The sequence below is a fragment of the Psychrobacter okhotskensis genome, assembly GCF_965638355.1.
Taxonomy (GTDB): Bacteria; Pseudomonadota; Gammaproteobacteria; order Pseudomonadales; family Moraxellaceae; genus Psychrobacter; species Psychrobacter okhotskensis.
This window is the reverse complement of record NZ_OZ281822.1, coordinates 1,657,135-1,682,429: the sequence shown is the minus strand read 5'-3', so window position 1 is coordinate 1,682,429 and position 25,295 is coordinate 1,657,135. Positions and strand designations below refer to the sequence as shown.

19 protein-coding genes are annotated in these 25,295 nt (G+C 44.6%); 9 read left to right on the top strand and 10 right to left on the bottom strand.

Annotated elements, in window-relative coordinates; all coding sequences use genetic code 11:
* Positions 1-60: 60 nt before the first annotated feature.
* The 4 genes from ACSUPM_RS07110 to ACSUPM_RS07095 form a co-directional block, all read right to left on the bottom strand.
* Positions 61-693: a DUF2059 domain-containing protein gene (locus ACSUPM_RS07110; RefSeq protein WP_025652713.1), complete on the bottom strand. Its 633-nt coding sequence runs from the start codon at positions 691-693 to the stop codon at positions 61-63.
* Positions 694-783: 90 nt separating this feature from the next.
* The gene (gene prpB, locus ACSUPM_RS07105; protein WP_025652714.1) at positions 784-1,674 is read right to left on the bottom strand and encodes a methylisocitrate lyase; all 891 of its coding nucleotides are present in this window, start codon (positions 1,672-1,674) and stop codon (positions 784-786) included.
* 353 nt (positions 1,675-2,027) lie between these two features.
* Positions 2,028-3,326: an NRAMP family divalent metal transporter gene (locus tag ACSUPM_RS07100; protein ID WP_025652715.1), complete on the bottom strand. Its 1,299-nt coding sequence runs from the start codon at positions 3,324-3,326 to the stop codon at positions 2,028-2,030.
* A 326-nt stretch (positions 3,327-3,652) separates the two neighbouring features.
* Positions 3,653-4,702, bottom strand: a complete 1,050-nt coding sequence (locus ACSUPM_RS07095; RefSeq protein WP_025652716.1) for a LysR family transcriptional regulator — start codon at positions 4,700-4,702, stop codon at positions 3,653-3,655.
* Between the two features lie 256 nt (positions 4,703-4,958).
* Between ACSUPM_RS07095 and ACSUPM_RS07090 the strand changes: the two genes are divergently transcribed.
* Together ACSUPM_RS07090 and ACSUPM_RS07085 are read left to right on the top strand one after the other, a co-directional pair.
* Complete coding sequence (locus tag ACSUPM_RS07090) at positions 4,959-6,014, top strand: hypothetical protein (RefSeq protein WP_025652717.1); 1,056 nt, start codon at positions 4,959-4,961, stop codon at positions 6,012-6,014.
* A gap of 254 nt (positions 6,015-6,268) precedes the next feature.
* Positions 6,269-6,973, top strand: a complete 705-nt coding sequence (locus tag ACSUPM_RS07085) for a hypothetical protein (protein WP_201577198.1) — start codon at positions 6,269-6,271, stop codon at positions 6,971-6,973.
* A gap of 203 nt (positions 6,974-7,176) precedes the next feature.
* On the opposite strand, the gene nirD is transcribed toward ACSUPM_RS07085, so the two are convergent.
* Positions 7,177-7,572, bottom strand: a complete 396-nt coding sequence (gene nirD, locus ACSUPM_RS07080) for a nitrite reductase small subunit NirD (protein ID WP_025652719.1) — start codon at positions 7,570-7,572, stop codon at positions 7,177-7,179.
* Between the two features lie 104 nt (positions 7,573-7,676).
* The gene (nirB, locus tag ACSUPM_RS07075) at positions 7,677-10,265 is read right to left on the bottom strand and encodes a nitrite reductase large subunit NirB (RefSeq protein ID WP_101211336.1); all 2,589 of its coding nucleotides are present in this window, start codon (positions 10,263-10,265) and stop codon (positions 7,677-7,679) included.
* A 591-nt stretch (positions 10,266-10,856) separates the two neighbouring features.
* On the opposite strand from nirB, the gene ACSUPM_RS07070 reads away from it, so the two are divergent.
* From ACSUPM_RS07070 to cobA, 5 genes are all read left to right on the top strand, one after another.
* On the top strand, positions 10,857-12,368 hold the full coding sequence (locus ACSUPM_RS07070; RefSeq protein WP_025652721.1) for a NarK family nitrate/nitrite MFS transporter: 1,512 nt from the start codon (positions 10,857-10,859) through the stop codon (positions 12,366-12,368).
* 2 nt (positions 12,369-12,370) lie between these two features.
* Positions 12,371-14,404 carry a bifunctional protein-serine/threonine kinase/phosphatase gene (locus ACSUPM_RS07065; RefSeq protein ID WP_201567763.1) on the top strand — a complete coding sequence of 678 codons (2,034 nt, stop codon included), beginning with the start codon at positions 12,371-12,373 and terminating at the stop codon, positions 14,402-14,404.
* Between the two features lie 73 nt (positions 14,405-14,477).
* A complete protein-coding gene (locus ACSUPM_RS07060) occupies positions 14,478-15,968 on the top strand; it encodes an NAD(P)/FAD-dependent oxidoreductase (RefSeq protein ID WP_025652723.1) in 1,491 nt (496 codons plus the stop codon).
* On the top strand, positions 15,965-19,321 hold the full coding sequence (locus ACSUPM_RS07055) for a nitrate reductase (protein ID WP_350587989.1): 3,357 nt from the start codon (positions 15,965-15,967) through the stop codon (positions 19,319-19,321). The genes ACSUPM_RS07060 and ACSUPM_RS07055 overlap by 4 nt, the downstream gene beginning before the upstream one ends.
* Before the next feature lie 115 nt (positions 19,322-19,436).
* Complete coding sequence (cobA, locus tag ACSUPM_RS07050) at positions 19,437-20,348, top strand: uroporphyrinogen-III C-methyltransferase (protein ID WP_025652725.1); 912 nt, start codon at positions 19,437-19,439, stop codon at positions 20,346-20,348.
* 80 nt (positions 20,349-20,428) lie between these two features.
* On the opposite strand, the gene ACSUPM_RS07045 is transcribed toward cobA, so the two are convergent.
* The 3 genes from ACSUPM_RS07045 to ACSUPM_RS07035 form a co-directional block, all read right to left on the bottom strand.
* Complete coding sequence (locus ACSUPM_RS07045) at positions 20,429-21,379, bottom strand: EamA family transporter (RefSeq protein ID WP_025652726.1); 951 nt, start codon at positions 21,377-21,379, stop codon at positions 20,429-20,431.
* Positions 21,380-21,844: 465 nt separating this feature from the next.
* A complete protein-coding gene (locus tag ACSUPM_RS07040) occupies positions 21,845-22,972 on the bottom strand; it encodes a zinc-binding dehydrogenase (protein WP_025652727.1) in 1,128 nt (375 codons plus the stop codon).
* A gap of 86 nt (positions 22,973-23,058) precedes the next feature.
* Positions 23,059-23,736 (bottom strand): glutathione S-transferase family protein, encoded by a 678-nt coding sequence (locus ACSUPM_RS07035; protein ID WP_025652728.1) that lies wholly within the window; start codon positions 23,734-23,736, stop codon positions 23,059-23,061.
* 177 nt (positions 23,737-23,913) lie between these two features.
* On the opposite strand from ACSUPM_RS07035, the gene ACSUPM_RS07030 reads away from it, so the two are divergent.
* Together ACSUPM_RS07030 and ACSUPM_RS07025 are read left to right on the top strand one after the other, a co-directional pair.
* On the top strand, positions 23,914-24,102 hold the full coding sequence (locus tag ACSUPM_RS07030) for a LysR family transcriptional regulator (RefSeq protein WP_198015451.1): 189 nt from the start codon (positions 23,914-23,916) through the stop codon (positions 24,100-24,102).
* Between the two features lie 46 nt (positions 24,103-24,148).
* Entirely contained in the window at positions 24,149-24,787 is a 639-nt protein-coding gene (locus ACSUPM_RS07025) for a substrate binding domain-containing protein (protein ID WP_350587992.1), read from the top strand.
* Here ACSUPM_RS07025 and ACSUPM_RS07020 read toward each other — a convergent pair.
* Positions 24,763-25,287: a transposase gene (locus ACSUPM_RS07020; RefSeq protein ID WP_201583697.1), complete on the bottom strand. Its 525-nt coding sequence runs from the start codon at positions 25,285-25,287 to the stop codon at positions 24,763-24,765. The two genes, ACSUPM_RS07025 and ACSUPM_RS07020, sit on opposite strands and share 25 nt — an antisense overlap.
* Positions 25,288-25,295: the final 8 nt, after the last annotated feature.

The following is a 25,295-nucleotide window of genomic DNA, read 5'->3' as shown; positions in this document are numbered from 1 at the left end:
TTTGGGTTGGAAAGGGAGTGTTTATTACAGTTAATTTATAGTTCACTATATAGCTGAGCGCTACATAGGCTCTGAGGCATCTAAATCGACATTACAACGCTCAAATTCAGCATTAATGGGTACGTTTAATACCTCCATAGCGCTGCCTTCACCCTCAGCATTGTTGATCTTCATATACTTGACACCGAGCGGCGATTCCATAAACGTCTGAATCTTAGTCATCTCTTCTGGTGTAGGGTCAGCCATCGGCGTGGCGATTTCTTCGCCGTTCATAGCCCGCAATTGCTCATTACCAAAAGCAATTAGCTTTTTGCCCACATCTGAAGAATAAAATTCGTTTAGCTCATTTAACTCTGCAGCAGTAAACTGGCTCTTATAAAAAGCATCCATTTCAGCCTTGCCCAAGTCTTTGTCGCGCGACTCAAGACAGCTTACTTGTTCGTCATTGAGCGCACCGCTATTAATAATCGGCGTGAATAGTAGGCTGTTGACAGTATCTAGCGTAATCGTTGTCATGACCAAGTCATCTTGAGTGGCAGGTGCGGTAGCATCAACTTCAGCAGTGCTTGCACCACTGGTGGTGTCGTCGGCGGTTTCTGGTGTTTTATCACAGCCCGTCATGAATAATAGCGCCGCAAGCGTGCTACTCAGTAGTGACGTTTTAAGAGCAGTATTAGCAGTAAAAAATGGCATAAATAACCTAAAAGTAGAAGACGGATTTCGAAAAGATAACACACTCAAAGGTGAGCTATCTTTTCAGTGTTGCCAATAACTAACTCTTAACTACTTATTAGCAAATAGCTTGTCTAGCGTCTGCTCAAACTCATGATAATTTAAGAAATCATACAGCTCCATGCGGGTTTGCATGGTATCAACAACTTTTTCTTGTGTGCCATCAGTTAATAGATGCTGATAAACGTTTAATGCCGCTTTGTTCATCGCACGGAATGCTGATAGTGGGTACAACACCATCTCGACACCCACGCCATATAGCTGGTCAGTGGTGTAAAGGTCGGTCTGACCAAACTCTGTCATGTTGGCGAGTACTGGAATATCTAGTACATCTGTGAACTTACGATACATTTCGATATCGGTTAAGGCTTCAGCAAAAATCATGTCTGCGCCTGCTTCTTGGAAGGCAACAGCGCGCTCTACAGCGGCATCAAGTCCTTCAACAGAAAGTGCATCAGTACGTGCCATAATGACAAAGTCGCTATCAGTTTTGGCATCAAGCGCCGCCTTCAAGCGATCGACCATTTCTGAGATACTGACGATTTCTTTGTTAGGGCGATGACCACAACGCTTTTGGGCGATTTGATCTTCGATATGTACGGCGGCCACACCAGCTCTTTCCATCTTTTTAATCGTTTGTGCGATGTTAAAAGCACCGCCAAAACCGGTATCGATATCGACCAATAGCGGTGTTTCTACAGCGTCAGTAATACGGCGCGCATCTTCTAGGACATTATCAAGGCTCGTCATACCTAGGTCAGGTAGACCAAATGAAGCATTTGCCACGCCCGCGCCAGACAGATATAGTGCTTGGTGACCGACTTGGGTCGCCATCATCGCCGTATAAGCATTGATTGTACCTACGATCTGTAGCGGTTGATTGTTATCATTTTTTTGTTTCATGGCACTGCGGAAGCGGGCACCAGCGGATGATGAAGTCATGTCGTAGTCCTTACGTGGAGGGGTAATCTTATCGTTGTTGCCTTTGATTATACCCAATTATTCAAGCCCACAAAGCAGTGTTTTACGATAATCGTTTAATTTTTATAAATATATAAATTAGTTAAATTAAACCTATTTATTAAATGAATAGCATTATCTATTTTTATGCGGTTGAGGAAGACTATTATTCATAAACCTCAAAAATTGAATTAGGACAGCTGAGGTGTTTTACATTTAGTTACAATTAACTTTGTTTTACTATAACAACGAAAAAGCCCTAGTAGCTGAGCTAAAAGGGCTTTTTTATTAGCTAAAAGCGGCGTTTCAGCCATTCGCTAAATCTTAAAAACCAGTTAACCAAGCATACCTGCGAGGTTGGCTAAGAATAATAAGGCGACACCGCCTAAGAACAGTAAACTTATAATCGAATAAATATTCATACCTGCTGATAGTTTTTGATGGTTTTTCACTAAAGAGTAGTTCAACCAGCCAAAAATAGGCGCAGATACAAAGGCAGATATCATAGCGAACTTCAACATCGCGCCTAACTGTCCGGCGAAGAAGCTGATAATAATTAAGCCACCGCCAATGGCATAGGTCGTCCAAAAAGCAATCTGCTTCCTATTAATCTCGTGTTCACCTTTTAGCAAACGCCAGCACTCAGCATTGGCACGACCGTAACCATCCGCACAAGTAATGGTAGTCCCAAACATGCACATAAAGGCGACGAAGGCGACTAGCAGTCTTGACCATTCACCGATAGTGGCAGTATACATATTGATAAGCTGATCAATATAAGCAACGCCAGCGGTTTGAATCTCTTGACCGGAGCCATACTGAACGAAAACACCCAATGCTAAAAAGAACAACGCTAAAATAGCAGAAACCAAAAAGCCCACATTAAAATCAAGCAAACCTTGTTTATGAGTGGTGTTGTCCGCTTTTCTCTTTGCCGATGTCCACATCGAGGTGATAGCAGCGAACTCAAGCGGCGCTGGCATCCAACCCATCAATGCTACGATAAATCCTAATGTCGCTAAATTCCAAGGAGACGTCGGGATAAAATCAGGCGTCATCACCGTCGGCTTGCCAGCAGCAATCAGGACCGCTAATACGGTTGCGGAGACCAGAGCAATCATAATCCATTTGGTGACCCCATCAAGCAACTTATAATGACCGGCAATCAGAAAAAACCAGGATACCGCAACGATTATGACCGCTAAACTGATACTAGACAGTCCCACGGAAGCTGGCAGCATAAAGCCCAATATTACCGCCGCAAGTAGTGTCACAGCACCGGTACTAATCACCGCAGATAGGATAGATAAGACAAAATAAATCCATAGATAGGCTTTTGAGCGCTTAGCATAACCGGCGATTAAGCTCTCGCCAGTATCATAGACATAATCTGTACCGAAGCGAAAAAACGGATATTTGAAGACGTTGGCCAAAATAATCATAATGGCCAGCTGCCAGCCATATATGGCACCTGCTTGGGTGGATGAAATCAAATGCGAGCCGCCAATAGCCGCTGTCGCCATTAGAATACCGGGACCAAAGATGCGCCAGCTAAATCCTTCTTGCTGGGCAGCAAGGGTATCTTCAGCGCCTTTATTAGGGGTGCTAGGGTTATGGAATGGTGGTGTGGACATGAATACCTCGAGATGGTTAATACGGCAAATCATCACTTTCCTGTGTCAGTTTGCCAGTGATCATTAGAGAAGCGCTTTATACCATTTGCACAGCGCTTATGTTAAAACGCTCAATATAAAACGATTCATTTTGTATCGACTTTAGCATAACGATGCCGTACAGGAGAATGGTTATTAAAATTATTATTACTATTTGTTTGCATGTCCATTCTAGATAGTTATCATAATAAGCGATTACTATCAAGTGTCAGGACTGATTATTTTTTGCGGTTCTTTATACCATAATAACTGGCTAATATCTGATAATTTCAGGCTATTCTTATCATTTACGGCATTGAGGTAAATTTTTGCTGCCGATAAGTGATACCGCGCTGCTCATAGACCTGATAGATAGCGCTTAGCAGATCTGGGATTTTAGGATGTACAAAGTCTTTTAGCGTATGTAAATAGATAGGAGAGGTGACATTTTCGTGAATCAACCGCTGATAGCTGATTTGTTCCGTCCGCACTGTCTGTAGGCTAGCCGGCACTAAAGTAATGCCTTCACCAGCAGCAACCAAACCAAGAGCGACTTGCAAATCACTCACGGTGGTGGTCATAAAGGGAGAGATGCCATATTGAGCAAATAAATGCAGCAAAGGTTCGGTGATTGGCTCATTTATCAGTGAATGCTCGCTGTTAGGAATAGCGTGTGCTGCGCTACTTTTTGCATCAGTTGTGAACGTCGCTGCCGTCGATGTGCGTGATGTTTTGTTTGAGGTTACTAGGGTTTTGGCGACGGGCAAATGCGTTTGGTGATATAGAATCAAGCGATTATTTGCCAAATCTATCAGGCGCTGTTCACGCACATGCGCTAACGGATGCGCTTTAGGCAGCGCCACCACATAGCGCTCATGACGCAAGAGTATCTGTTGAATCCAAGGATCTTGATGCGCAAAACGACCAAACCCCACATCAATCTCACCATGCTTTAGCGCATCCATTTGCTGATACGAGCTGATATCTTTTAGATTAACCTCGATATCAGGGTTGGACTGTTTGAGGGTGGCGATTACTTCGGGTAGTAGACCATATAGCACCGAAGGTACAAAACCAATATTCAATGCTGCGCTCGGCGCTGATAAGCGCTGGGTCATACTGGTGACGGTGTCAATCTCTGTCAATATGGCACTGATTTTATCGTAAAAAAACGCACCGGCTTCGGTCAAGTGTAGTGGTCTGTGATAACGATCTACCAATACCACGCCCATGTCTGTCTCAAGTTGCTTGATGACTCGGCTCAGACTGGGTTGCGATAGTCCTGTCTTGGCGGCAGCGGCGCTAAAACTGCGCAAATCGGCGATAGCAATAAAGGCGTTGAGCTGCTTTAGATCCATGTTGTTATACCTATTACTTTTTTACTCATTGTCTTATTTCTGTATTCATCAGCTACTTAAGAGAAAATAATACGCTATTGGCTATGTTTTGTACCAATAATACGCTCACCTAGCCAAATTATGTTTGAAGCTAAGTAAATGACTAACTATATTAGTGGTTAACGATAGTGTTACAATTTAGCAAGCAATTAGTATCACCCCCTTAATTCTAGCAGTTATCCCATATCAGTAGTATAAACGGGCTTGGTATCATTCTATGAACGACAAAAATAATGACAATAGTGCTGACCTTGAAGAAAAATTGGCTAAAATTGCTAATACCAAGCCACGTAAGCACAAACGCAGCAATAATATCTACGAGCGCTTCATCAATCGTGTTGGCAGTACAGATGAATGTAGTCAGACTGAGGGTAAATCCGACCAATTAACGGCATGGGAAAAAACGCAAAAATCCTCTAGCTATGAGCCTTTAAGTGCAGAAGAGTTACAGTTATTTGCCAGCTCAGAGGCTGAGCAAGAGATAAATGTTGCAGCCTCAAATACCACAACTACAGATATCAGTTTTGATTTTAGTAACGAAGAGTATGTCTTTAACAATAACTCTCCGCTAGAACATAATCAGCAATCATCAAATACAGACTCGTTCAATAACTATCATAGCTATAATTTGAATGAAGATTTGAATGAAGACTTAAACCTCGAACTAGACAGTAATCATATTGAACATACTAATGAGGTAATTGACTTAACATCTACTGATGATACAAGTGCTAATCCAGCTCATGGCGATGACACAATCCTTGAAAATAAGGGCATCGAAAATACAGTCGCTCCCGTTATTGAAGCGATTACAAAACCGCAGGGTAAGCTGGCAAGCAATAAAAAGCCGCTCATTATTGGTGTCGCTCTCGGCACATTATTGGCCGCAATTATTGTGCTCACTTTGAATGCTAGCGGCATTTTATCTGCCTTGACAGAAACGCCTGCTACTGATGCCTCTAAAAATATGGCGAGCGATGTCGAGGACAAAATAAATAATGACATTAATAGCAATGCTCAATCAGCAGCTCAGGCTAAAACTACCTTAAACAAGGCCGCAGTGGTTGATGCTGAGCAATCAACAGCTAGCAATGGCAATCAAACCGCCGCACCGCAAACAAATGCCGCCGCTAATAAAAATAGCAGTACAGAGGAAGAGACAGAGCAGTCAATAGACGCATCTGCTGATGGCTCAAGTGGCGATCCAGCCATTACTTATGAGGACTTTAGGAAAGAGTCGCAACGTACATTATACCGTGAGGCCAATGATTGATAATTTTGAATCATTGGTTGGTTACTGTACTTACCCAAGATTTAGAATGTTCAAAACGCCCTAGCTTAAATAAAATTTTATCAGATATTAAAAAATAAACTTCCGTTTATATAAATTCAATATTTCGTACCGTTTGTCAGTCAGTTATAGCGCTCATACCAAAACAACTTGCATAGCATCAATACATTTGTATTATTGAATGTATTGATGCGGTTATATACCGTTGTTGACAAGGATTGACTTGGTATTGAGCTATGGAAAGTACAGACAAAAAACACGATTTTGATGACAGTTTTAATGAAGGTGTAGAGCTCAGCGAACACCCTGAACACCCTGATAGTGAGCTCAATATCAATACACGCTCGCGTAGTGTTTACGAACAATATTTGAAAAAAACCATGCAAGACATGGTACATGAACCAGAGTATTGCTCAGAAAACCCACCATCAAAAACAGCAGATTGTGATACTTATACTTATCATCCCAATATAACAGCTATAGAGGCCGAGTCTGAGCAAACAACGACTTTTCCACCAATTCTCAATAAAACTCAATCATCCGTAGCAAGCACTACAAAATCAAGTACTACAAAACAACCAATAGGCAAGTCTCACAGCAACGTTAAGCTGGTCATTTTGACGGCGGTATCCAGCGCGGTCATTATTGCTGTTACCGTTGTGATGCTTGATATGAATGGCAGCTTAGTGTCTGCCTTTGATCGTGTAACGTCACTCAGTAAACAAACATCAATGACGAGCGCCAATGCGCCAGTCGTTGAGGCTGAGCCAATGGTAAAGACTCAAGAAAATAAGCATGGCAATAAAAAAGAGATAGACAAACAAAGTATCAAACCGAATACAGCAGTAAAAAATGAATCTGCCAGCACTGAGCCAGCGATTACCTATGAGGACTTTAGGGAAGAGGCAAAAAATACCTTATACCGTGACAGTAAAGAGTAAATCCACTTTTCATACTTACCGTATAGATGCACTTCTATCTTAGTTTGGTATTTGAGTGATAAAGTATTGACTATCATTAGTATAAGAAAATCCCCTTCACCTCTTAGGTGTAAGGGGCTGCAGAGAGTGAGTTTTAATGACCTTTAGTGACGTTATTATTTTATATCAATGGACGCTAAACTAAAAAGGCGCAAAGTCTATCGTTAGGCCATATCAATTTCTATGGTTGTCAGGCTTGAATCTTCTGATAATTGGTAAGTTACCACCACATCATCTTCATCACGCTCTACCTGATAAGTCGCAAGCTTTACCTCTGTATCATCCAAGCATTGACCAGTCACAAGATCAAAGCGCTGCTTATAAATCGGCGAGGCGACATAAAGTATCGACTCTCTAATACCGTCGTCGCTCGTCAGCGTCGTACCGCCGATCAGTCCTCTAGATAGAACGTTTGCTCGACTAAAAGGGTCGTAGTTATCAATGGCGAATAACTTGCCTTCTTTGGTACGAAAAATGGCAATTTGCTTGCCGTCAATAAGCGCGCAAACGCCAGTCTCAGGGAGGATGTCTTGCAGTTTACAAACGGTATGCTGGGTCATGGGATTATCCTTAGCGTTTGACTATGAGTAAATAGAAATCAGACTCTAAACACAGCCAGTTCTAAAAAGTGCTAGCGCTGTGTTTAAAGAAGACAGTAGAGCGTTTAAGCCAATTCGGTCACTTGGATTTTGACTTTTTCAATATCCGTTGCGGGGCGAATCTGCGCGCGTTCATTGACAAAGACCACGTTATCATCTCCTTGTTCACTATTGACAAAATGACGGAAGCGTTTGAGCTTTTCGCTATCGGTAATGGTGGCTTGCCATTCGCAGACATAATTATCGACTAGCAGCTGCATTTGTGCTTCAAGCTCGTCCGCTATGCCTAAGCTGTCCTCAATAATGACCGCTTGTAGATACTCAAGTCCGCCTTCCAAACTTTCACGCCATTTTGAGGTGCGCTGCAGCTTATCGGCAGTTTTGATATAGAACATGATAATACGGTCGATATATTTGACCATCGTCTCGGTATCGAGGTCGGTGGCGAACAGCTCGCCATGGCGCGGGGTAATACCACCGTTACCGCAGACGAATAAGTTCCAGCCGTTTTCGGTGGCGATCATGCCAAAGTCTTTGCTTTGCGCCTCGGCACACTCGCGCATACAGCCTGACACACCCATTTTTATCTTGTGCGGCGAGCGCACGCCTTTGTAGCGATCCTCGAGCCTAATCGCCAGACCCATACTGTCATCCACCCCGTATCGGCACCAGTCATTACCGACACAAGATTTGACGGTACGTAGCGACTTACCATAGGCATGACCGGTCTCAAAGCCAGCGGCTACCAGTTGTGTCCAGATATCAGGCAACTGCTCCATACGCGCGCCAAATAAGTCCACGCGTTGACCGCCGGTGATTTTGGTATATAAGTTAAACTCTTTGGCGACTTGTCCGAGAATGATAAGCTTATCGGCGGTAATCTCGCCGCCCGGTACTCTTGGCACCACTGAATAGGTGCCGTCTTTTTGGATATTACCCAGATAATAGTCATTGCTGTCTTGTAGCGGGGTCAGCTCAGGTTTGAGTACGTAATCATTCCAGCATGACGACAAAATAGAGGCGACGGTTGGTTTGCAAATCTCGCAGCCATGACCACTGCCATGTTCGGTGAGTAGCGCATCAAAGGTTCGAATACCATGCACCCGAATTAAGCTATATAACTCCTGACGGGAGTAGGCAAAATGCTCGCACAAGTCGTTATTGACCTCAAAGCCTAAGGTAGTTAATTGGTAGCCTAAAGTGTCCTTAACCATGGGCGCACAGCCACCGCAGCCCGTGCCAGCATTAGTGACCGCTTTGACATCGCCAATCGAGTAGGCACCATTGTCGACTGCAGCGCAGATAGCGCCTTTGGTGACGTTATAACAAGAGCAAATCGTTGCCGTATCAGGCAGGTTTTCTATACCCATCGTCGGTTTTTCGACATTAGGCAGTATCAAACTCTCAGGATGAGCGGGCAAGTCGATATCATTGAGATACAGCTGCAATAGGTTATTATAATCCTCAGTATCACCAACCAATACCGCACCAAGCAGGCGTTTGTTATCAGCGGTCGTGACCAGCTTTTTGTAAATGCCCTCTGCTGGGTTTTGATACAGATAACTCAATCCGCCCTCTGTAATACCATGCGCATCGCCAATACTACCAACATCGACGCCCATGAGTTTGAGCTTGGTGCTCATATCAGCGCCTATAAATACTTGTTCACTGTGACCTGCGATTTGAGCGGCGCAAATGCTCGCCATACTGTAGCCCGGCGCGACCAAACCAAACACTTTATTGTCCCATACCGCGCATTCGCCAATGGCATAAACGTGCTCAGCATTGGTGCGACAGTGCTCATCAATTAAGATACCACCGCGTGCGCCCATCTCAATACCGCAATCAGGGTTGCTCTTTATAATATCGTCTTGCGGACGAATACCTGCGCTAAAGACAATCATATCGGTATCGAGCGAGGTATCATCGGTAAATTGCATGGTCAGATGACACGCATCAGCGCCGTCAGTATTTGGATTGGCTATTATCTCTTTGGTGTTTTTACCTGTCAAAACCGTGACACCGAGCGCTTCGATTTTACGTTTTAAAATATCACCACCAGCGGCATCAAGCTGAACACCCATCAGCTGCGGCGCAAATTCTACAACATACGTCTCTAGTCCTAAGGTAACCAAGGCTTTGGCTGCTTCTAAACCGAGTAGACCACCGCCCACCACCACACCTTTTTTGACTTTGGGCAATTGGGCAATAGCCAATATCTCATCCAAATCCGCAATAGTGCGATAAACGTGGCAGTGCGGATGATCGCGTCCTGCGATAGGCGGCACAAATGGGTAGGAGCCTGTGGCCAGTACCAGCTCGCTATACTCAATCTGCTCACCATCTTCTGTGGTAATAGATTGGGCGCTTGAGTCAATATTAACAATGCGTTGATTGAGATGCAGTTCGATATTTGATGACTTGTAAGCGCTAAGATCAACTAAATTAAGCTTGCCAGCATCTTTGTGCTCAAAATAGCTGGATAGATAAACGCGGTCATAAGCAGGGCGATCCTCTTCAGCGAATACATGAATCTCAAAACGCTCATGTAGGCCTTGTTCTATGGCGCGTTCAACGAAATGGTGCCCGACCATACCGTTACCGATGACGACTAGCTTAGGCTTACTGGTTGTATTCATTGCTGTGTTACTCATACATTTATCCTCAATAAAGGGTTGTCTAAATATTGCGGTCTAACGGTTGTGACGAAGAGTAATATTTAGTGCCTACCTCCATTACTGATTCAATAACTGTGCCAAGCACCAAAGGTGCGCGCAGCTTCTTCCCTTTATGAGTCGCTAATAATGTGAGGATGAGTGCAGTGCACCTAGTCTGTTTATAAGTAATCAAAGCGCTAAAAGCCCTAAAAGAGATTGGGATAATAAAGAGTGGCTAAAAACGACTACGCTTTAAAAAGTGGCAACAGCGTTCAGTTATGCACCAAAATAGATGACGTGATGCACCATATTGATTACTAATGGCGCTATTAGTATTTTTTATTGATATAACCGAATCAAGATAGTTTTTATTATTAATGAAATATAGTTAATCTTTTCATTAAGGCTTGAATGTCTTTGATAGCAAGGCGTAGACCCTTTTATTGATAATTAGGATATATAACGATAATCACCACTAAGTCTTCTACTGGCACAGCCATTGCACCGCCCTAAGTGTTCTAACTGATAAGTTTTTTCACCATTACTTATTATGACAACTGTAAAGTTAGCCCCTTAAGGAACTCGTTTATGTCATCATCGCCAACCTCTAAATCTGCTGCGCCAACACAAGATAAGCTCAATATTTTCTCCTTTAAAGATAAAAATAAGATTCTACATTTAGGCTGGATCGCTTTTTTCTTAACCTTTTTTGTCTGGTTCAACCACGCGCCTTTTTTGTCTGCCATTGGTGAGACCTTGAATTTGAGCAAAGATCAAATCAAAACTTTGCTGATATTGAACGTCGCGCTCACCATACCTGCCCGCGTCATTATCGGTATGCTGACTGATCGCTTTGGGCCACGACTCATCTACACCGCCATTTTAGCTATTGGCGCGATTCCCTGTTTTACCTTTGCTTTTGCGCAAGATTACAACACCCTTGCCTTGTCTCGATTCTTGCTAGGCTTCGTTGGGGCAGGCTTTGTAGTGGGTATTCGCTTGATGAGCGATTGGTTCCCTGCCAGTGAGCTGGGGACGGCTGAAGGCATTTATGGCGGCTGGGGTAACTTTGGTTCCGCTGCGGCTGCATTGCTACTACCAACGGTTGCTATTGCTGCCGCTGCTATATTAGGCGGTGATGAAGGCTGGCGTTATGCGACGGCCACCTCGGGGGTGGTGATGATGCTGTATAGCGTGATTTTTTATAAGATGGTGCGTGATACGCCCAAGGGTGCCACCTATTTTAAACCCAAAAAATCTGGCGCGATGATGGTGACCTCAACCGGCGATTTTTGGCTGATGATGACCTTTAAGCTACCGATGTATTTGGCATTAGCACTCTTAGCGTGGAAGCTATCACCAGAGGGTGTCAGCTTACTCAGTCAGGCGACTGTGAACATAGTCTATATCGGTCTGACCCTGCTATTTATTTATGAGTTTGTCAGCAGTTACCGCTTTAATAAAGAGGTATTTACGACGCCGGTGCCAAAAGCGCAGCGTTATGATTTCAAGCAAGTGGGTATTTTAAACATTTTATACTTTGCCACCTTTGGCTCGGAGCTGGCGGTGGTGTCTATGTTGCCGCTGTTTTATCAAGAGACCTTTAATCTATCGATTGTCATGGCAGGGGTGCTCGCCTCAAGTTACGCCTTTATGAATCTGATGTCGCGTCCGGGCGGTGGCTGGCTAAGTGATAAGTTTGGGCGCAAGATTACCCTACTGATTTTGACCGCAGGACTAGCAGTCGGCTATGTACTGATGGGTATTGTCGACTCGACGTGGCCGATTGCACTGGCGCTACTCATCACCATGTTTTGCTCGTTCTTTGTACAAGCCGGCGAGGGCGCAGTCTTTGCGGTCATTCCGCTGATCAAGCGCAGTATGACCGGACAATTCGCGGGCATGACAGGGGCATATGGCAATGTCGGCTCAGTGGTTTATCTGACCGTACTCAGCCTCGTCTCCTACCAAGCGTTCTTCTTTGTCATTGCGGCAACCGCCGTGGTTGGATTCATAGCGCTATTCTTTTTAAAAGAACCTGAAGGCGTGATTGTTGAAGAGATGCCTGACGGTAGTTTTGCGCAGATTCAGGTAAGCTAACTATGCAAAAAGATACAACGCTAAACGCTCAAAGTATAGATACAACGAGCCATGACGGTGCGCATGAAGCACTGTGGTGGCTGGATTTTTATACGACAAAAGGACGTAAAGCTGAAAACCAAGACAGCTTGCTGGTGACCACTTGTCTGCCATATCGCAAGATAGCTGAGACTATTGGTATCAATAACCAGCATTATCACGCCCCTTTATTGGTATTGATAGCCGATGGCGTTAGCGCTTGTCAGTTTCCCAAACAGGCCAGTCGATTGGTGGTTAATACGGTGGCTCATCACCTGACTTTAGCGCTTGAAAACACGCTGCTTGATAAAACAGTATCGACAAGCTTTGATGATCATCAAATCGCTAGCCTAATTAAAATAGCGGTGAACAAAGCCAACGATGCGCTGTATTTCCCGCAGGTTCATCAGCGCGTACCGCCTTTGTTGTCCACTTTGTCAGGTCTGCTATGCATCGGCGATCGCATCCATTTATTCCATACGGGAGATTCGCGCATTTATCGTATCGATAGCAATAGCTCGACAGTGCTGACCAAAGACCACCGTATCCATCGTGGTCTAGATAAAGGGGCGCTGTCTGCGGCTATCGGCGCAGATATGTACATTGAGCTGCAGCAGTCGGTGTTTACCTTGCATCAAGAGGAATGTCTGGCACTAATGACCGATGGCGTCTATGAGTCTATTAACGACGCAGAGCTTGAGTTTGAGCTGTGTACAGCAGCACGAGCGCTAGGTACATCAATGGAGACGTCAAAGCTGGCGGCTGATATTTCTATCAGTCAAAACCTATGCGAGCAGGCGTTTAATGACGGCAGTCATGACAATTTAACGATGATAATACTCGGTATAAAGGCGCAATTACTCCATAAAAAAAAGACAGGCGACGGTGATCATACTAACGACAGTAGTGACAATGTAAATAATGACAATGGTAATAATGACCCGTTTGCCCTTCACGATATCTATCGTTATCAGTTATTAACGGGCTTAGAAGTTGGCGCACGGATCGATGGCTTCATAGTCGTTGAGGTGATAGCGCGTACGGCTCGTAGCGAAGTGTATTTAGTCAAGGACGAGTATAAACGGACATTCGTTATCAAGTCCCCAAGCCTAAATACTGTAGCAGATGGCAATTATCTACGCGAGTTTTTAAAGGAGCGCAGCATAGGGCTTAGCCTATCCAAACATAAGCGAGCAGGCGAGAGCGCTTATAATCAAGCTGACCCTAATACCTTTACAGACACGCATAGCGCATCAAATTACAAAGCCGGTTTAAGCAAAAACCTAGCACATAGTGTGTCAGGCTTGCTTCGCTATTATCCTGTGCCTGCCAGCAGTCACTATCTGTATCACTTGACTGAATACATTGAAGGCGAGAGTCTAAGAGCTTTTATTGATCGTCACGCACCGTGTGATGTGTGGCAAACTTATGATTTACTCACCAAGATCGGTATGGCAGTGCGAGTGATGCATCGGCACTACCTGTTGCATCAAGATATCAAACCTGAAAACATCCTAATAAGCGCTGATGGTGCGATCAAACTGATTGATTTTGGTTCGGCAAGCTCCTCAATACTCAAAGACAGCACCAGACCTCCCAACGGCGATCTACATTACGCTGCACCAGAATATTACAGCGATGCACCAAAAGGAGTGCACTCTGATCTATTCTCTATAGCGGTGATTGGTTACGAGCTGCTAACTGGCACTCGTCCTTTTAGCTCGCAAGCACTCATGAATGCGACTCAAACCAACCAGACCTTAATCCTGCCGACCGAACGTTTACGCAAGTACCGTGTACCCGCTGCTAGCCAGCAAGCGTTATTGCGTGCGCTGCATCCTAATACCCAAGCTCGCTACCAAGCGATTGGCGAATTCCTACAGGATTTTAACCCTGATAATGCTAGCAATACTAGTGAGCCTGAACCGCTTATTGTCCGCCGTCCACTACTGGTATGGCATAGCATTTGCTTTATTGAGTTTGTACTCATTTTATCGCTGTTGGCTTATTTCACATAAGGTGAGCTTTAACCAAAAATGATATGACACGCTATATATTTACTACTGTACATTGCAGCTAAGGAATACTCTTATGATGTCGTCATTGGTATCAAATGATCAAGCACCACTTACAACTAAGAACTGCCAGAAGTCCAAAACCACACTACATGCTAGTGCTGACAGTACAGGCATCGTCATCATTGGTGCGGGTATGGCAGGCAGCCGTTTTGCTATTGAGCTGGCGCGCGCCCGGCTGCAAACGGCGTCGGAAAATTCAAGCTCTTTACCGATAACGCTTATCAGCAAAGAGCAACACGTAGGCTACAATCGTATTATGCTGTCCCCTGTACTAGCAGGCGATACCGTGTTTGAGGATACTTATCTTTACGACCAAGCAGAGTATGAGCAGCTTGGTATCACTGTGCTTGCAGGTGTCAGCGTCGATGCGATTGATAGCGCTCAGCAGTTAATAGAATTGGATAATGGGCAGACGCTAACTTATGCCAAGCTAGTACTAGCAACAGGTTCGAGCGCGCGTGTTATTCCTTTTCCCAATCATGATGCTATAGGCGTTCACGTCTTTCGTGAGGTCGCCGATGTTAAGGCGCTCAGCCAGTATGCGCGTCAAGCTAAGATAGGGATCGTCATTGGTGGCGGAGTCTTAGGGCTGGAGGCGGCTTGTGCATTAACCGCACAGGGGGCGTCGATGACCGTTGTACACATGGATGACTATGTACTTAACCGTCAACTTGATTTGCCTGCTGCTACCTTATTGCAAGCAGAACTGGTCTCTCGCGGTATCAGGCTAGAAGTCTCGGCTATTACCGAACGTATAGTGACGACAGCCAGCAAGGTCTGCGGGTTATTGCTACAAGACGGGCGCACCTTGCCTGCTGACTTTATCGTAATGGCAGTAGGCGTCGTGCCAAATGTAGCACTGGCAAAGGGCAGTGATCTTGAGGTCAATCGCGGCATTATCGTTGATAATTATATGCGCACTAGTTGCCCCAATGTTTATGCTATTGGCGAATGTGTGGAGCTGGACGGTGAGCTGTTTGGGATGGTCGCGCCCGTCAATCAGCAAGTCGATACTTTGGTTTCTGTATTAAAGGGCGCTTTATTAAAAGATACTGTATTAGAAAAAACCCTATCAAAAAATACTGTGCTTAAGGACTCTGTGTTAAAAGACGAAGGGATAGTAGTTAACAGCTCAGAGCCCAAAAAAAACTGGCAGCCCTTTATTAGCAAACCTTTATCATTAAAACTAAAGGTATCTGGTATCAGTGCTTTTTCAGCAGGACAAGTTGATTTTGATGAAAGTGATGCCTTAAATATAGAAACCATCACCTATCAGCAAACCAGCATCAACCACTATCACCGCCTCTACTTGCGAGACAACAAGCTCGTCGGCGCGGTACTCTACGGTGAGGTAAATGAAGGCGGTTTTTACAGTGAACTGGTTAACAGTAGCACTGATATTACAGCGATAAGAGAGCATTTAATCTATGGTGCGGCCTACTGTGATTTGAATACCCTAAATTCAAGCAATATAGCAAAGGATGCAGTAGAGGAAGTCTTATGAATGACAACCTCAGCGAAAAGACTCTAAAGGTTTCTAAAAATACCCAAAACATGACAAGCCAAGTCATTGCGACGCAAGATATAAGTGCAACCACAAACCCTACTCAAATAACGCCACTAGGCGCTTTAAACAACCATTCGGTAACGACCATTCGTACCACTTGTCCTTATTGCGGCGTCGGCTGCGGGGTTTTAGCTCAGGTTGATACAGCTGGCACTATCAGTGTAACAGGCGACCCTGAGCATCCTGCCAATTTTGGCAAACTGTGCTCAAAGGGCAGTGCGCTGGCACAAACGCTGGGAGTTGAGCGCCGATTGACTGAGCCTTATTATCAAAACAAGCTGATGTCTATGCAACGACAACAGGCTATACCAATAGCGCCATTAGATATAGCTTCTAGTAATAAAGCTATAAACGCATCTGCGACAAAAGCGCTCATAGAAAATACGGATTGGGACACGGTATTAGAAGATATTGCTCATCGCCTAAATGACACCATTGCCAAGCATGGTCGCGACAGCATTATGTTCTATGTCTCAGGGCAGCTATTGACTGAAGATTATTATGTCGCCAATAAATTTATCAAGGGCTTTATCGGTAATAACAATATCGATTCTAACTCCCGTCTATGTATGTCATCAGCGGTGGCAGGACACAAACGTGCGTTTGGCGCTGATATCGTCCCCAGTAACTACGAGGATTTGGAAGCTTGCGATTTATTGGTGCTAGTCGGCTCCAATATGGCTTGGTGTCACCCTATATTGTTCGGGCGTTTCCTTACTGCCAAAAAAGCGGATGCTCATAAAAAACTTATAGTCATTGACCCGCGCCGTACTGACTCTTGCGAGTTTGCAGATTTACATTTGCCTATCGCTGCGGGCACCGATACGCATTTATACAATGGACTACTGCATTATCTTAGCGAGCAAGAATGCGCAGATGAGGCTTATCTTGAGTATGCGAGCGGTGTTGATGACGCTTTGAGTGCGGCTAAAACATGGAGCATTGAGAAAGTGGCAAGCGCTTGCCAAGTCAGTATCCAAAGTATTCGCCAGTTCTATCAGCTAGTCGCTAGCCATGATAAGACAGTGACCGCGTTTAGTATGGGCGTCAACCAGTCCAAAAGCGGCACTGACAAGGTCAATGCCATTATCAATACCCATCTACTGACAGGGCGGGTCGGCAAAGTAGGGGCTAGTCCGTTTTCACTTACTGGTCAGCCAAACGCCATGGGCGGGCGTGAGGTCGGTGCGCTATCCAATCTATTAGCCGCGCATCTAGAGTTGAATAACAGCGTACATCGGCAATGGGTAGCTGACTTTTGGCAAACGCCGCAGCCTATAGCACCAACAGCGGGTATCCAAGCTTGCGATGCTGAAGAGGCGATTTTGGATGGACGTATCAAAGCCATTTGGATTATGGCGACCAATCCTGTGGTGAGCTTACCTGAAGCCGACAGATTTCGCCAAGCGCTCGCTCACTGCGATTTGGTTATTGTGTCTGATTGCTCGGTAGACAGTGATACGGTGCACTGCGCGGATATTGTCTTGCCAGCGCAAGGTTGGGGTGAGAAATCAGGTACAGTGAGCAACTCTGAGCGGCGTATCTCACGCCAACGCACCTTGATGCCTGCGCTCGGTCTTGCCAAGCCCGACTGGTGGATACTCTCGAAAGTCGCTACGCGTATGGGGCTGGCAGGCTTTAATTATCAGCATCCTAGCGAGATATTCAATGAGCATATAGCCCTGACTGCCTTTAAGAATGATTTTAGCCAGCCTGCATCTTCAACCAATCAACCGCGCTATCTGAATGTAGCAAAAGATTTGTCAGTGATGCATGTTAGCTCAAAGCTAGATAGTCATCATAAGAGCCAAAAGACCATCTTACCTTTCTTAAGTCATGACGACTATGAAACCATGACGCCCTTTCAATGGGGCGGTGCGCGCATCGTGCCCCTGCAAGCCAACCTTATCGCTATCACGCCAGCCGCCAAGGCCAGCTTGCCCAATCTGCATCAGTATCGCTCAAAATCAAAAGTGAATAATAAGAAAAGCGATAACAGGAGCGCTACTTCTGAGTCTGATAGTGATAAATTACTGACGGTACCTCTACGACTAATTACCGGCAGACTACGCGATCAGTGGCATACCATGACGCGTACGGGACTGGCGTCGCAGCTCAATCAGCATGAGTCAGTACCGACGCTAACCCTGCATCCCGATGATGCCAAAAAACTCAGTATCGATAAGGATGATTATGTGCAGTTGCATCCTCGCTATGAAAGTAGGGAAAAAGATAGTGAGTCGATTGATGCAAATGAGCATGCTAAGGTACTGGCACAAGTCGCCATCAGCGATAGTATGCGCATCGGTGATGGCTTTATGCCGATGCACTGGAGCGATGCTTTTGCTAGCTTTGCCCGCGTAGGTACGCTCATTCCAACCGTAGTCGATCCGCATTCAGGGCAGCCTGAGCTTAAAAACTCAGCCATTTTTATCAGTCGCGTACCGATGCAGACGCTTGGCAAGATTTTGGTGCATCCTAATCTCCAAGACGCCATGCTGGTGCACTTGCAGGCTATAAACAGTCGTCTTGCGCAACAACAGCGAGCCCAATTATCAGAGCAAGCATCGTTTTCAAATTTAAATACAGAGAATGATTCGTCCTATTTAGTATTGCCAGCGCTGACATGGAGTATCAGTCGGCAAGTAAATAGTGTCTTAATTACTTTAGCTAGTCCAATTAATAACGTTGTCGAACAATTACTCGACCCTAACTTTTGGCAACAGTTTATCGACACCTATCAACATGATCTAACAGATAAATTGTTGCTTAATAGCGCTTTTACCCTTAATCAATTGGCAGGACAACTGCGCTTTATCTCAACGCAATCGGATACGAATGGTGTAGAGATAGATGGTCACGCATCAGATATTACAAGCGCTACGAAAGATAACGTCCAACTACTGCTCGCGGTTTACTTCGCTCCAGAAGTGACTCAACTACCGAGCAGTCATTGGCTCGATAGCTGCTTTGCCAGTACCGAGGCGATACCCGTTGATCAGCGCTATAAGTGGCTGCTCGCAGGTCGTCCAGCCACAGGTTATATCGACCCAGGTCCATTGGTATGCTCGTGTATGGCAGTCGGAGAAAACATCATTATTAATGCAATTACCAATGAGCAGTGTCGTAGCGCGCAAGCGGTTGGCAACGCTTGCCGAGCGGGTACCAACTGTGGCTCATGTATCGGTCAGATTAATGAATTGATCGCACAGTACGCGCATAGTACGCGCCACTTATGCAAACTTAGAGAGGCAAATGGCACATCACTTGCAACTGATAAGTACTACTAATGGTAAGTCAGTTACCGTTTAAAAGGACTGTTATCAGGGCAACCAAGTCATTCAAGTTATTTGTTCGTCAAGTATTCACTTTGCTGTATTCATACTGTTATTAGGAGCTATCGCCATGAGTCATTCATCTGTATTTGTTCCAAACCTTGCAACCCATAATTTGGCGAATCAAAATTGTGCTCAAAATGCTAATTCATTAAATAGACAAGACTCTGTATGTACAGGCGTAGTCTATTTAGTTGGCGCAGGCTCGGGTGATCCTGAGCTATTAACGCTAAAAGCCTTGCGTGTGATGCAGCGGGCAGACGTCGTGCTCTATGATAGTTTAGTCTCGGAGGATATTTTAGATATGTGCGCGCCGAGCGCCGAAAAGATATTCGTCGGTAAACGCAGATCCAATCATGCCTTACCGCAAGAAGGCATCAACGAGCTACTCGTTAAGCATGCGCTGGCAGGCAAAACAGTCGTCAGACTCAAAGGCGGCGACCCTTTTATCTTTGGGCGCGGCGGTGAGGAGCTCCAAGAAGTCGTGCGCCACGGCATTCGCTTTGAGTCTATCCCCGGCATCACGGCCGCCAGTGCCGCTGCGAGCCGAGCAGGTATCCCATTGACCCATCGCGATCATGCGCAGTCTGTCAAGTTTGTCACTGCTTGCAAAAAGGCAGGCGCGCCTAACAACGACTATCATGAGCATCTAGATAGCACGCAAACGGTGGTGTTTTATATGGGTTTGCATCGGTTAGATGAGATGACTCAGGGATTGATGGCTGCAGGTCGCGACAGCGAGACGCCTTTTGCTATTATTAGCCATGCCAGCTTACCCACGCAGCAGTTACTTATCGGCACGCTTGGCAATATTTCTAGTCAGCAAGCGAGCGCGAATTTGCCAACCCCTGCGCTTTTAATTATGGGCGATGTGGTGACCTTATATCATGAGTTTGCCGCCTACAATCTTGGCGCTTTGGGTAAAAGTGTATTTGCTAACATTGAAAACACTGTAACGACTAAAATTACGGAGGTAACTTAATCAGCTGTCCTGCACGAAAACAGTGCGTAGACAAAAGATAATAATAGTATCGGCATTCATGATTTTTTATTAATAGTGGCTTAAGTTTTAGCAGCTTTTCTTCCCAGTCCCATCTTCACATTTGCCAATATCAGTCCGGATAAAATGAGCGTCATCGCCAGCATTTTCCACCACGTTACTATCTCTCCTGTGAACAGCACTGAAGTTGCCATACCGAATACAGGCACCAGTAGGGCAAAGGGCATAACCTTAGAGGCTATATTTTGCGCCAGTAGATGCGCCCATAGTCCAAAGCCAATCAGGGTTGAGATATAGACAATAAACCCAAGCGATAGCCAAGACTTAATCGATGCCTGCGTAAATGTCGCAAGCTGCCATGCTTCGGTCTCGAATAGTAGAGATGATAACGTCAAAATCACACAAGCGATCAGACCGCCCCATACTACCAGTGCTAGCGCAGACAGTGCCGATGTCTTATTTGAAGCTTTATTATTGCTATTAATAGGCGAGGTAGTAGAGGTGTTACTAATGCTTTGCTGCGTTGAGGCTTGTTTTGAAGCAATATTGCCAAAGCTCCAACCTATGGCCGCAATCAAGATACAGATAAAACCAATCAAAGGCATATCACCGCCGAGATTGAGTGCAATGACACCCAGTCCTAGCACACCGACCACCATACCGATGATTTGCATGCGACTCACCGCTTCACCCAGTATGACAAAAGCCAGTAATACGGTGATAAAAATCTGAACCTGTAGCAATAACGCCGTCAATCCTGCCGATGCACCCAAATGCATGGCGGTGAATACAAAGGCATATTGCATGACAAAGGTACCGATGGCATAAATAAATAGCGTACGGTTGAATTTAGGTGGCTTGAGGAACAAAACCAACGGCACGGCAGTAAAGAAAAAGCGTAGGGCAGTGAGCATTAGTGGTGGAAAGCTTTCAAGCGCCCATGCAATAAAGGTAAAATTCACACCCCATATAAAGGTAACCAATACGGCTAAGGCAATGTGGATTGGGGTCATCAGATTATCCTAAATAATGATTATTAATTGACATTAAATTGTTGAGTTTGGGCGTGATGGAATTGACCAGTACAAATACAGCCTATGCCGTTATGCTGCCGTCAAAGTTTACAGTTAAACACACTAATCCTTGTTTAGACTCTAAATCGCAATCAATCGATTATACTCAAACTAGGGCGTGTCCTTATTTTAAAAATGGTGATAAAAATGAGGTAAATTGCAGTCAAACAAGGAAAATAGTGCAGATAATATCGAGATATTACCTAGCTATTTGACGATGTTTGGCAAGATTTAACCATTTTTATCACCATTTAGATTGCTATCGGTTGAACTGAGGACACGCCCTAGAGCGACTTAAGAGCTTATCACTTCCCTTAATAGTCAATAAAAAAGCAGACATCATAATCGATATCTGCTTTTTTGTATTTCAAAGTCGCTTTTTAAGTCATTATTTTTAAGCAATGATCAGTCCTGAGGTTTGATTAAGTACTTCTCACCAGTGGCTTGTTTACCATAAGCGGCGATTGACTGTAACTGCAACGCTTCTTGTAGCGTGACTTCATGCGTATAGCTGCTGGCAAATGTGGTGGTAATTTCCTCTGCCACACGCTTGCGCATCGACATAACCGTTTCAGTGCCCAGTTTGGCGAGCGCATTGAATAATAGGAATCCATTAACACCCCACGCAAAGCCAAAGTTACGATTTAGGGTAATAGGACCACGGTTTAATGCCCCATAAATATACGCTTGTTTAAAAGTGGTAGAACCGTAAACGTTGTATTCTTCTACATCAGCAGTGATAGCGGCTTCCATACAGTTCAGAATATCGCTGGATAATTGACCGCCGCCGATAGGGTCGAATGAAATCGTGGCACCTGTTTCGACAATCGCTGCGGTTAAGTCCGCAATGAATGTATCACTGCTTGAGTTGACCACATATTTTGCACCCATATCACGTAACAGTTTTTCTTGCTCTTCCTTACGTACGATATTGATCAAATCAATACCATCAGCCATACAAATGCGGTTAAGCATTTGTCCAAGGCTAGATGCCGCTGCTGCATGAATGATGGCTTTGTGACCCTCAGCACGCATGGTTTCGACCATTGCCAGTGCGGTAAGTGGGTTCACAAAAGACGAAGCGCCTTCTTTAGCAGTCGTGCCTTCTTTTAATTCCAAGCAGCTTTTTACATTGACACAGTGATATTGACGATATGTACCGCCGCCAATCACAGCAACCATTTTGCCCATTAGTGCTTGTGCGGCTGGCGATGAACCCGCTGCGACCACCGTGCCAGCGCCTTCGTTACCCACAGGTGTGTCTTTATTCACACGTGTTTTCAGTGCTGGCATGAACTTTGCGGGAACATCAGCGGTAACGATAGGGTTTTGCTCAGTACCTGATTGTACGGCGGTTGACATGTCAGCCGCGCTAAACATCACCCCAAAGTCAGAGGGGTTTAATGGTGCCGCTTCAATACGAACGACGACTTCATCGGCACCAGGCTGCGGCATCTCAACATTTTGTAAAGATAGCGTTAATTTATTGTCGTCACTGATGGTTGAAACCAGTTGGATATTTTTATCAGTCATAATTTTTGCTCCTGCAAATGATGCGTGGCATCACTGCTTTGATTGATATGGGCTGTATTTTAGTCTTAATTGTATTCTCAGCTACATTATTTAGATTGGGCAGCTTGTATTTGAGCTTTCACGTGTTGCATAAATTTGGGCATATTTGCTAAGCGATCTGCCTCTACTTTTTGGGCAATGTCAGATTGACTCATCTTATCATTCCATTCTTTCATGCCGGGTATCTCTGCCAGCACATCCCAGTCAAGTTGGGTTGCGGCAAAGGCATTGACGATTGTGTTTACATAATGAACATAAATATCAGCCATCGTGAACTGTTCACCTGCAATCCAAGGTGAAAATTGACATAGACGATTTAAGGCAGTTATGCCTCGAGTTAATACTTGGCGTACTTCTTCTTTGACAGCGTCAGGGGCGTTGGTGCCTGAAAATACATAAGGAATCAGGCGGCGGCTTGGCAGTTCAAAATAGAGCTCCGATATTTTCATGATTTGACGGACAGCTGCACGCTCTGTCGCAGATTCAGGATAGAGCGGTATAGCAGGGTAGGTCTCTTCAATAAAATCACAAATAACACTCGATTCTGAAAGAGTAACGCCCTCATCTGTTGTGATAGCAGATACTTTGCCCACTGGGCTGACGCGTAGTAACTCATCGCTACCAGCGAATATAAGGTTTTCTTGGAATGGCAGTTCTTTATACAAAAGAGCATATTTGACTATATTGTAATAGTTGCTCGCAGCAAAACCGTGCAAAGTAAGCATAAATTATTATTCCGTTATTAACGTGAAGGTTGCTTTTAGTTGTAGTGCTCAAGCTAAACATATTATTCCTGTTTTTTAATAGGGTGATATATAGCGTAAAATGTGAATCACTATTGCTTTTAAGACAATAATAGAGTCAAAACATTCAAATATTGATGTTTATATGATAATAATTGAATATTTATTGAATGGAGACAAGGATTCGATCAACTGCGTGCGATACGATATTTTAGTAAAGTCGTCGAAACAGGTAGCTTTACTAAAGCGGCAAAGGTGTTCGATGTACCGCCATCCTCATTATCAAGACGCGTGTCGGATTTGGAAAAGAGTTTGGGTGCGACACTATTAAAGCGTTCGACTCGTTAAACTGACCGAAGTGGGTCAAGTTTATTATAACGATGTGCAGCACATATTGAATCAACTAGAGCAAAGCAAAGAGACCGTTCGTAGCTATCAGACAACGCCAATGGGGCGTTTACGCATCAGCGCAATGGTGGGTTTTGGCGAGAAGATATTGCTGCCTGTGTTGGATGATTTTAGTGCGTTATATCCTCAAATTGTGCTCGATGTCAGTTTAAGTGATGAGCGATCAACACTTGGACGCGATGATGTCGATATTGCGATTCGCGGTGGTTATGCACCAAATGAGCGGGTAATTGCAAAACGTCTTATGGATAACAGTTTTATTCCAGTCGCGTCACCACATTATTTGGAAGTACATGGCGTACCGAATCATGCACTAGAATTAAGAGAACATAAGGGTCTTTATTTTAAGACGCCATTAGGAATGACGCCATGGTTATGTCTTATGGATGATCAGTGGCATGATGTCTCAGGACCAGTGGTAGCAATTTCAAACAATGGCCCATGGCTGGCAAAAAAAGCCTGCGCGGGCGACGGTATTCTAATGTCAACGCGATGGGCGTTGGCTGAATATCTTGAATCGGGCGCATTACAAGAGCTTAAGTTTGAACATCCATTAGCAATCACTCAGAATTCTGAGATGGCCGTTTATTTGTTATATAGTCACTGCACTACAAAAGAGTTATGATTTGGATGAATATCATAAAACAATTTAGATAAGTCATTTTCCATCCAGCCTTGGCGTAAAAACTTCACTTGAGCCCATTTTTTCTCGATGGGATTTAAGTCAGGACTATAAGGTGGTAAGAATAGAAGCCTGTGACCATGCCTGTTAAGCAACTTTTGAACGCGCTTATGAAAGGTCGCATTATCCATAACGATGACACATTTTTTCTTAAGCTTTGGTATCAGCGTGAACTTGCACCAGTGATAGAAAACCTCTTTATTGATGTTGGTCTTTAAGCAATCGAGTGCAAACAGCATTTTGCCATATAGCGCACCAATCACGTTGGTTCGCTCTTTGGCTTGCCAGTTGTAACTGCCAATGCAGGGGCTACCAATGGGTGCATAACCACAAGGACGCATCGTTTCACTCTCAAAGCTACTCTCATCCATGTAGACAATAGCAAACCCTTGAGCGATGTAGTGGTTAAGTTTTTTAGGTAGTGAGCCCTCTTTAGTGGACAAGCTTTGGG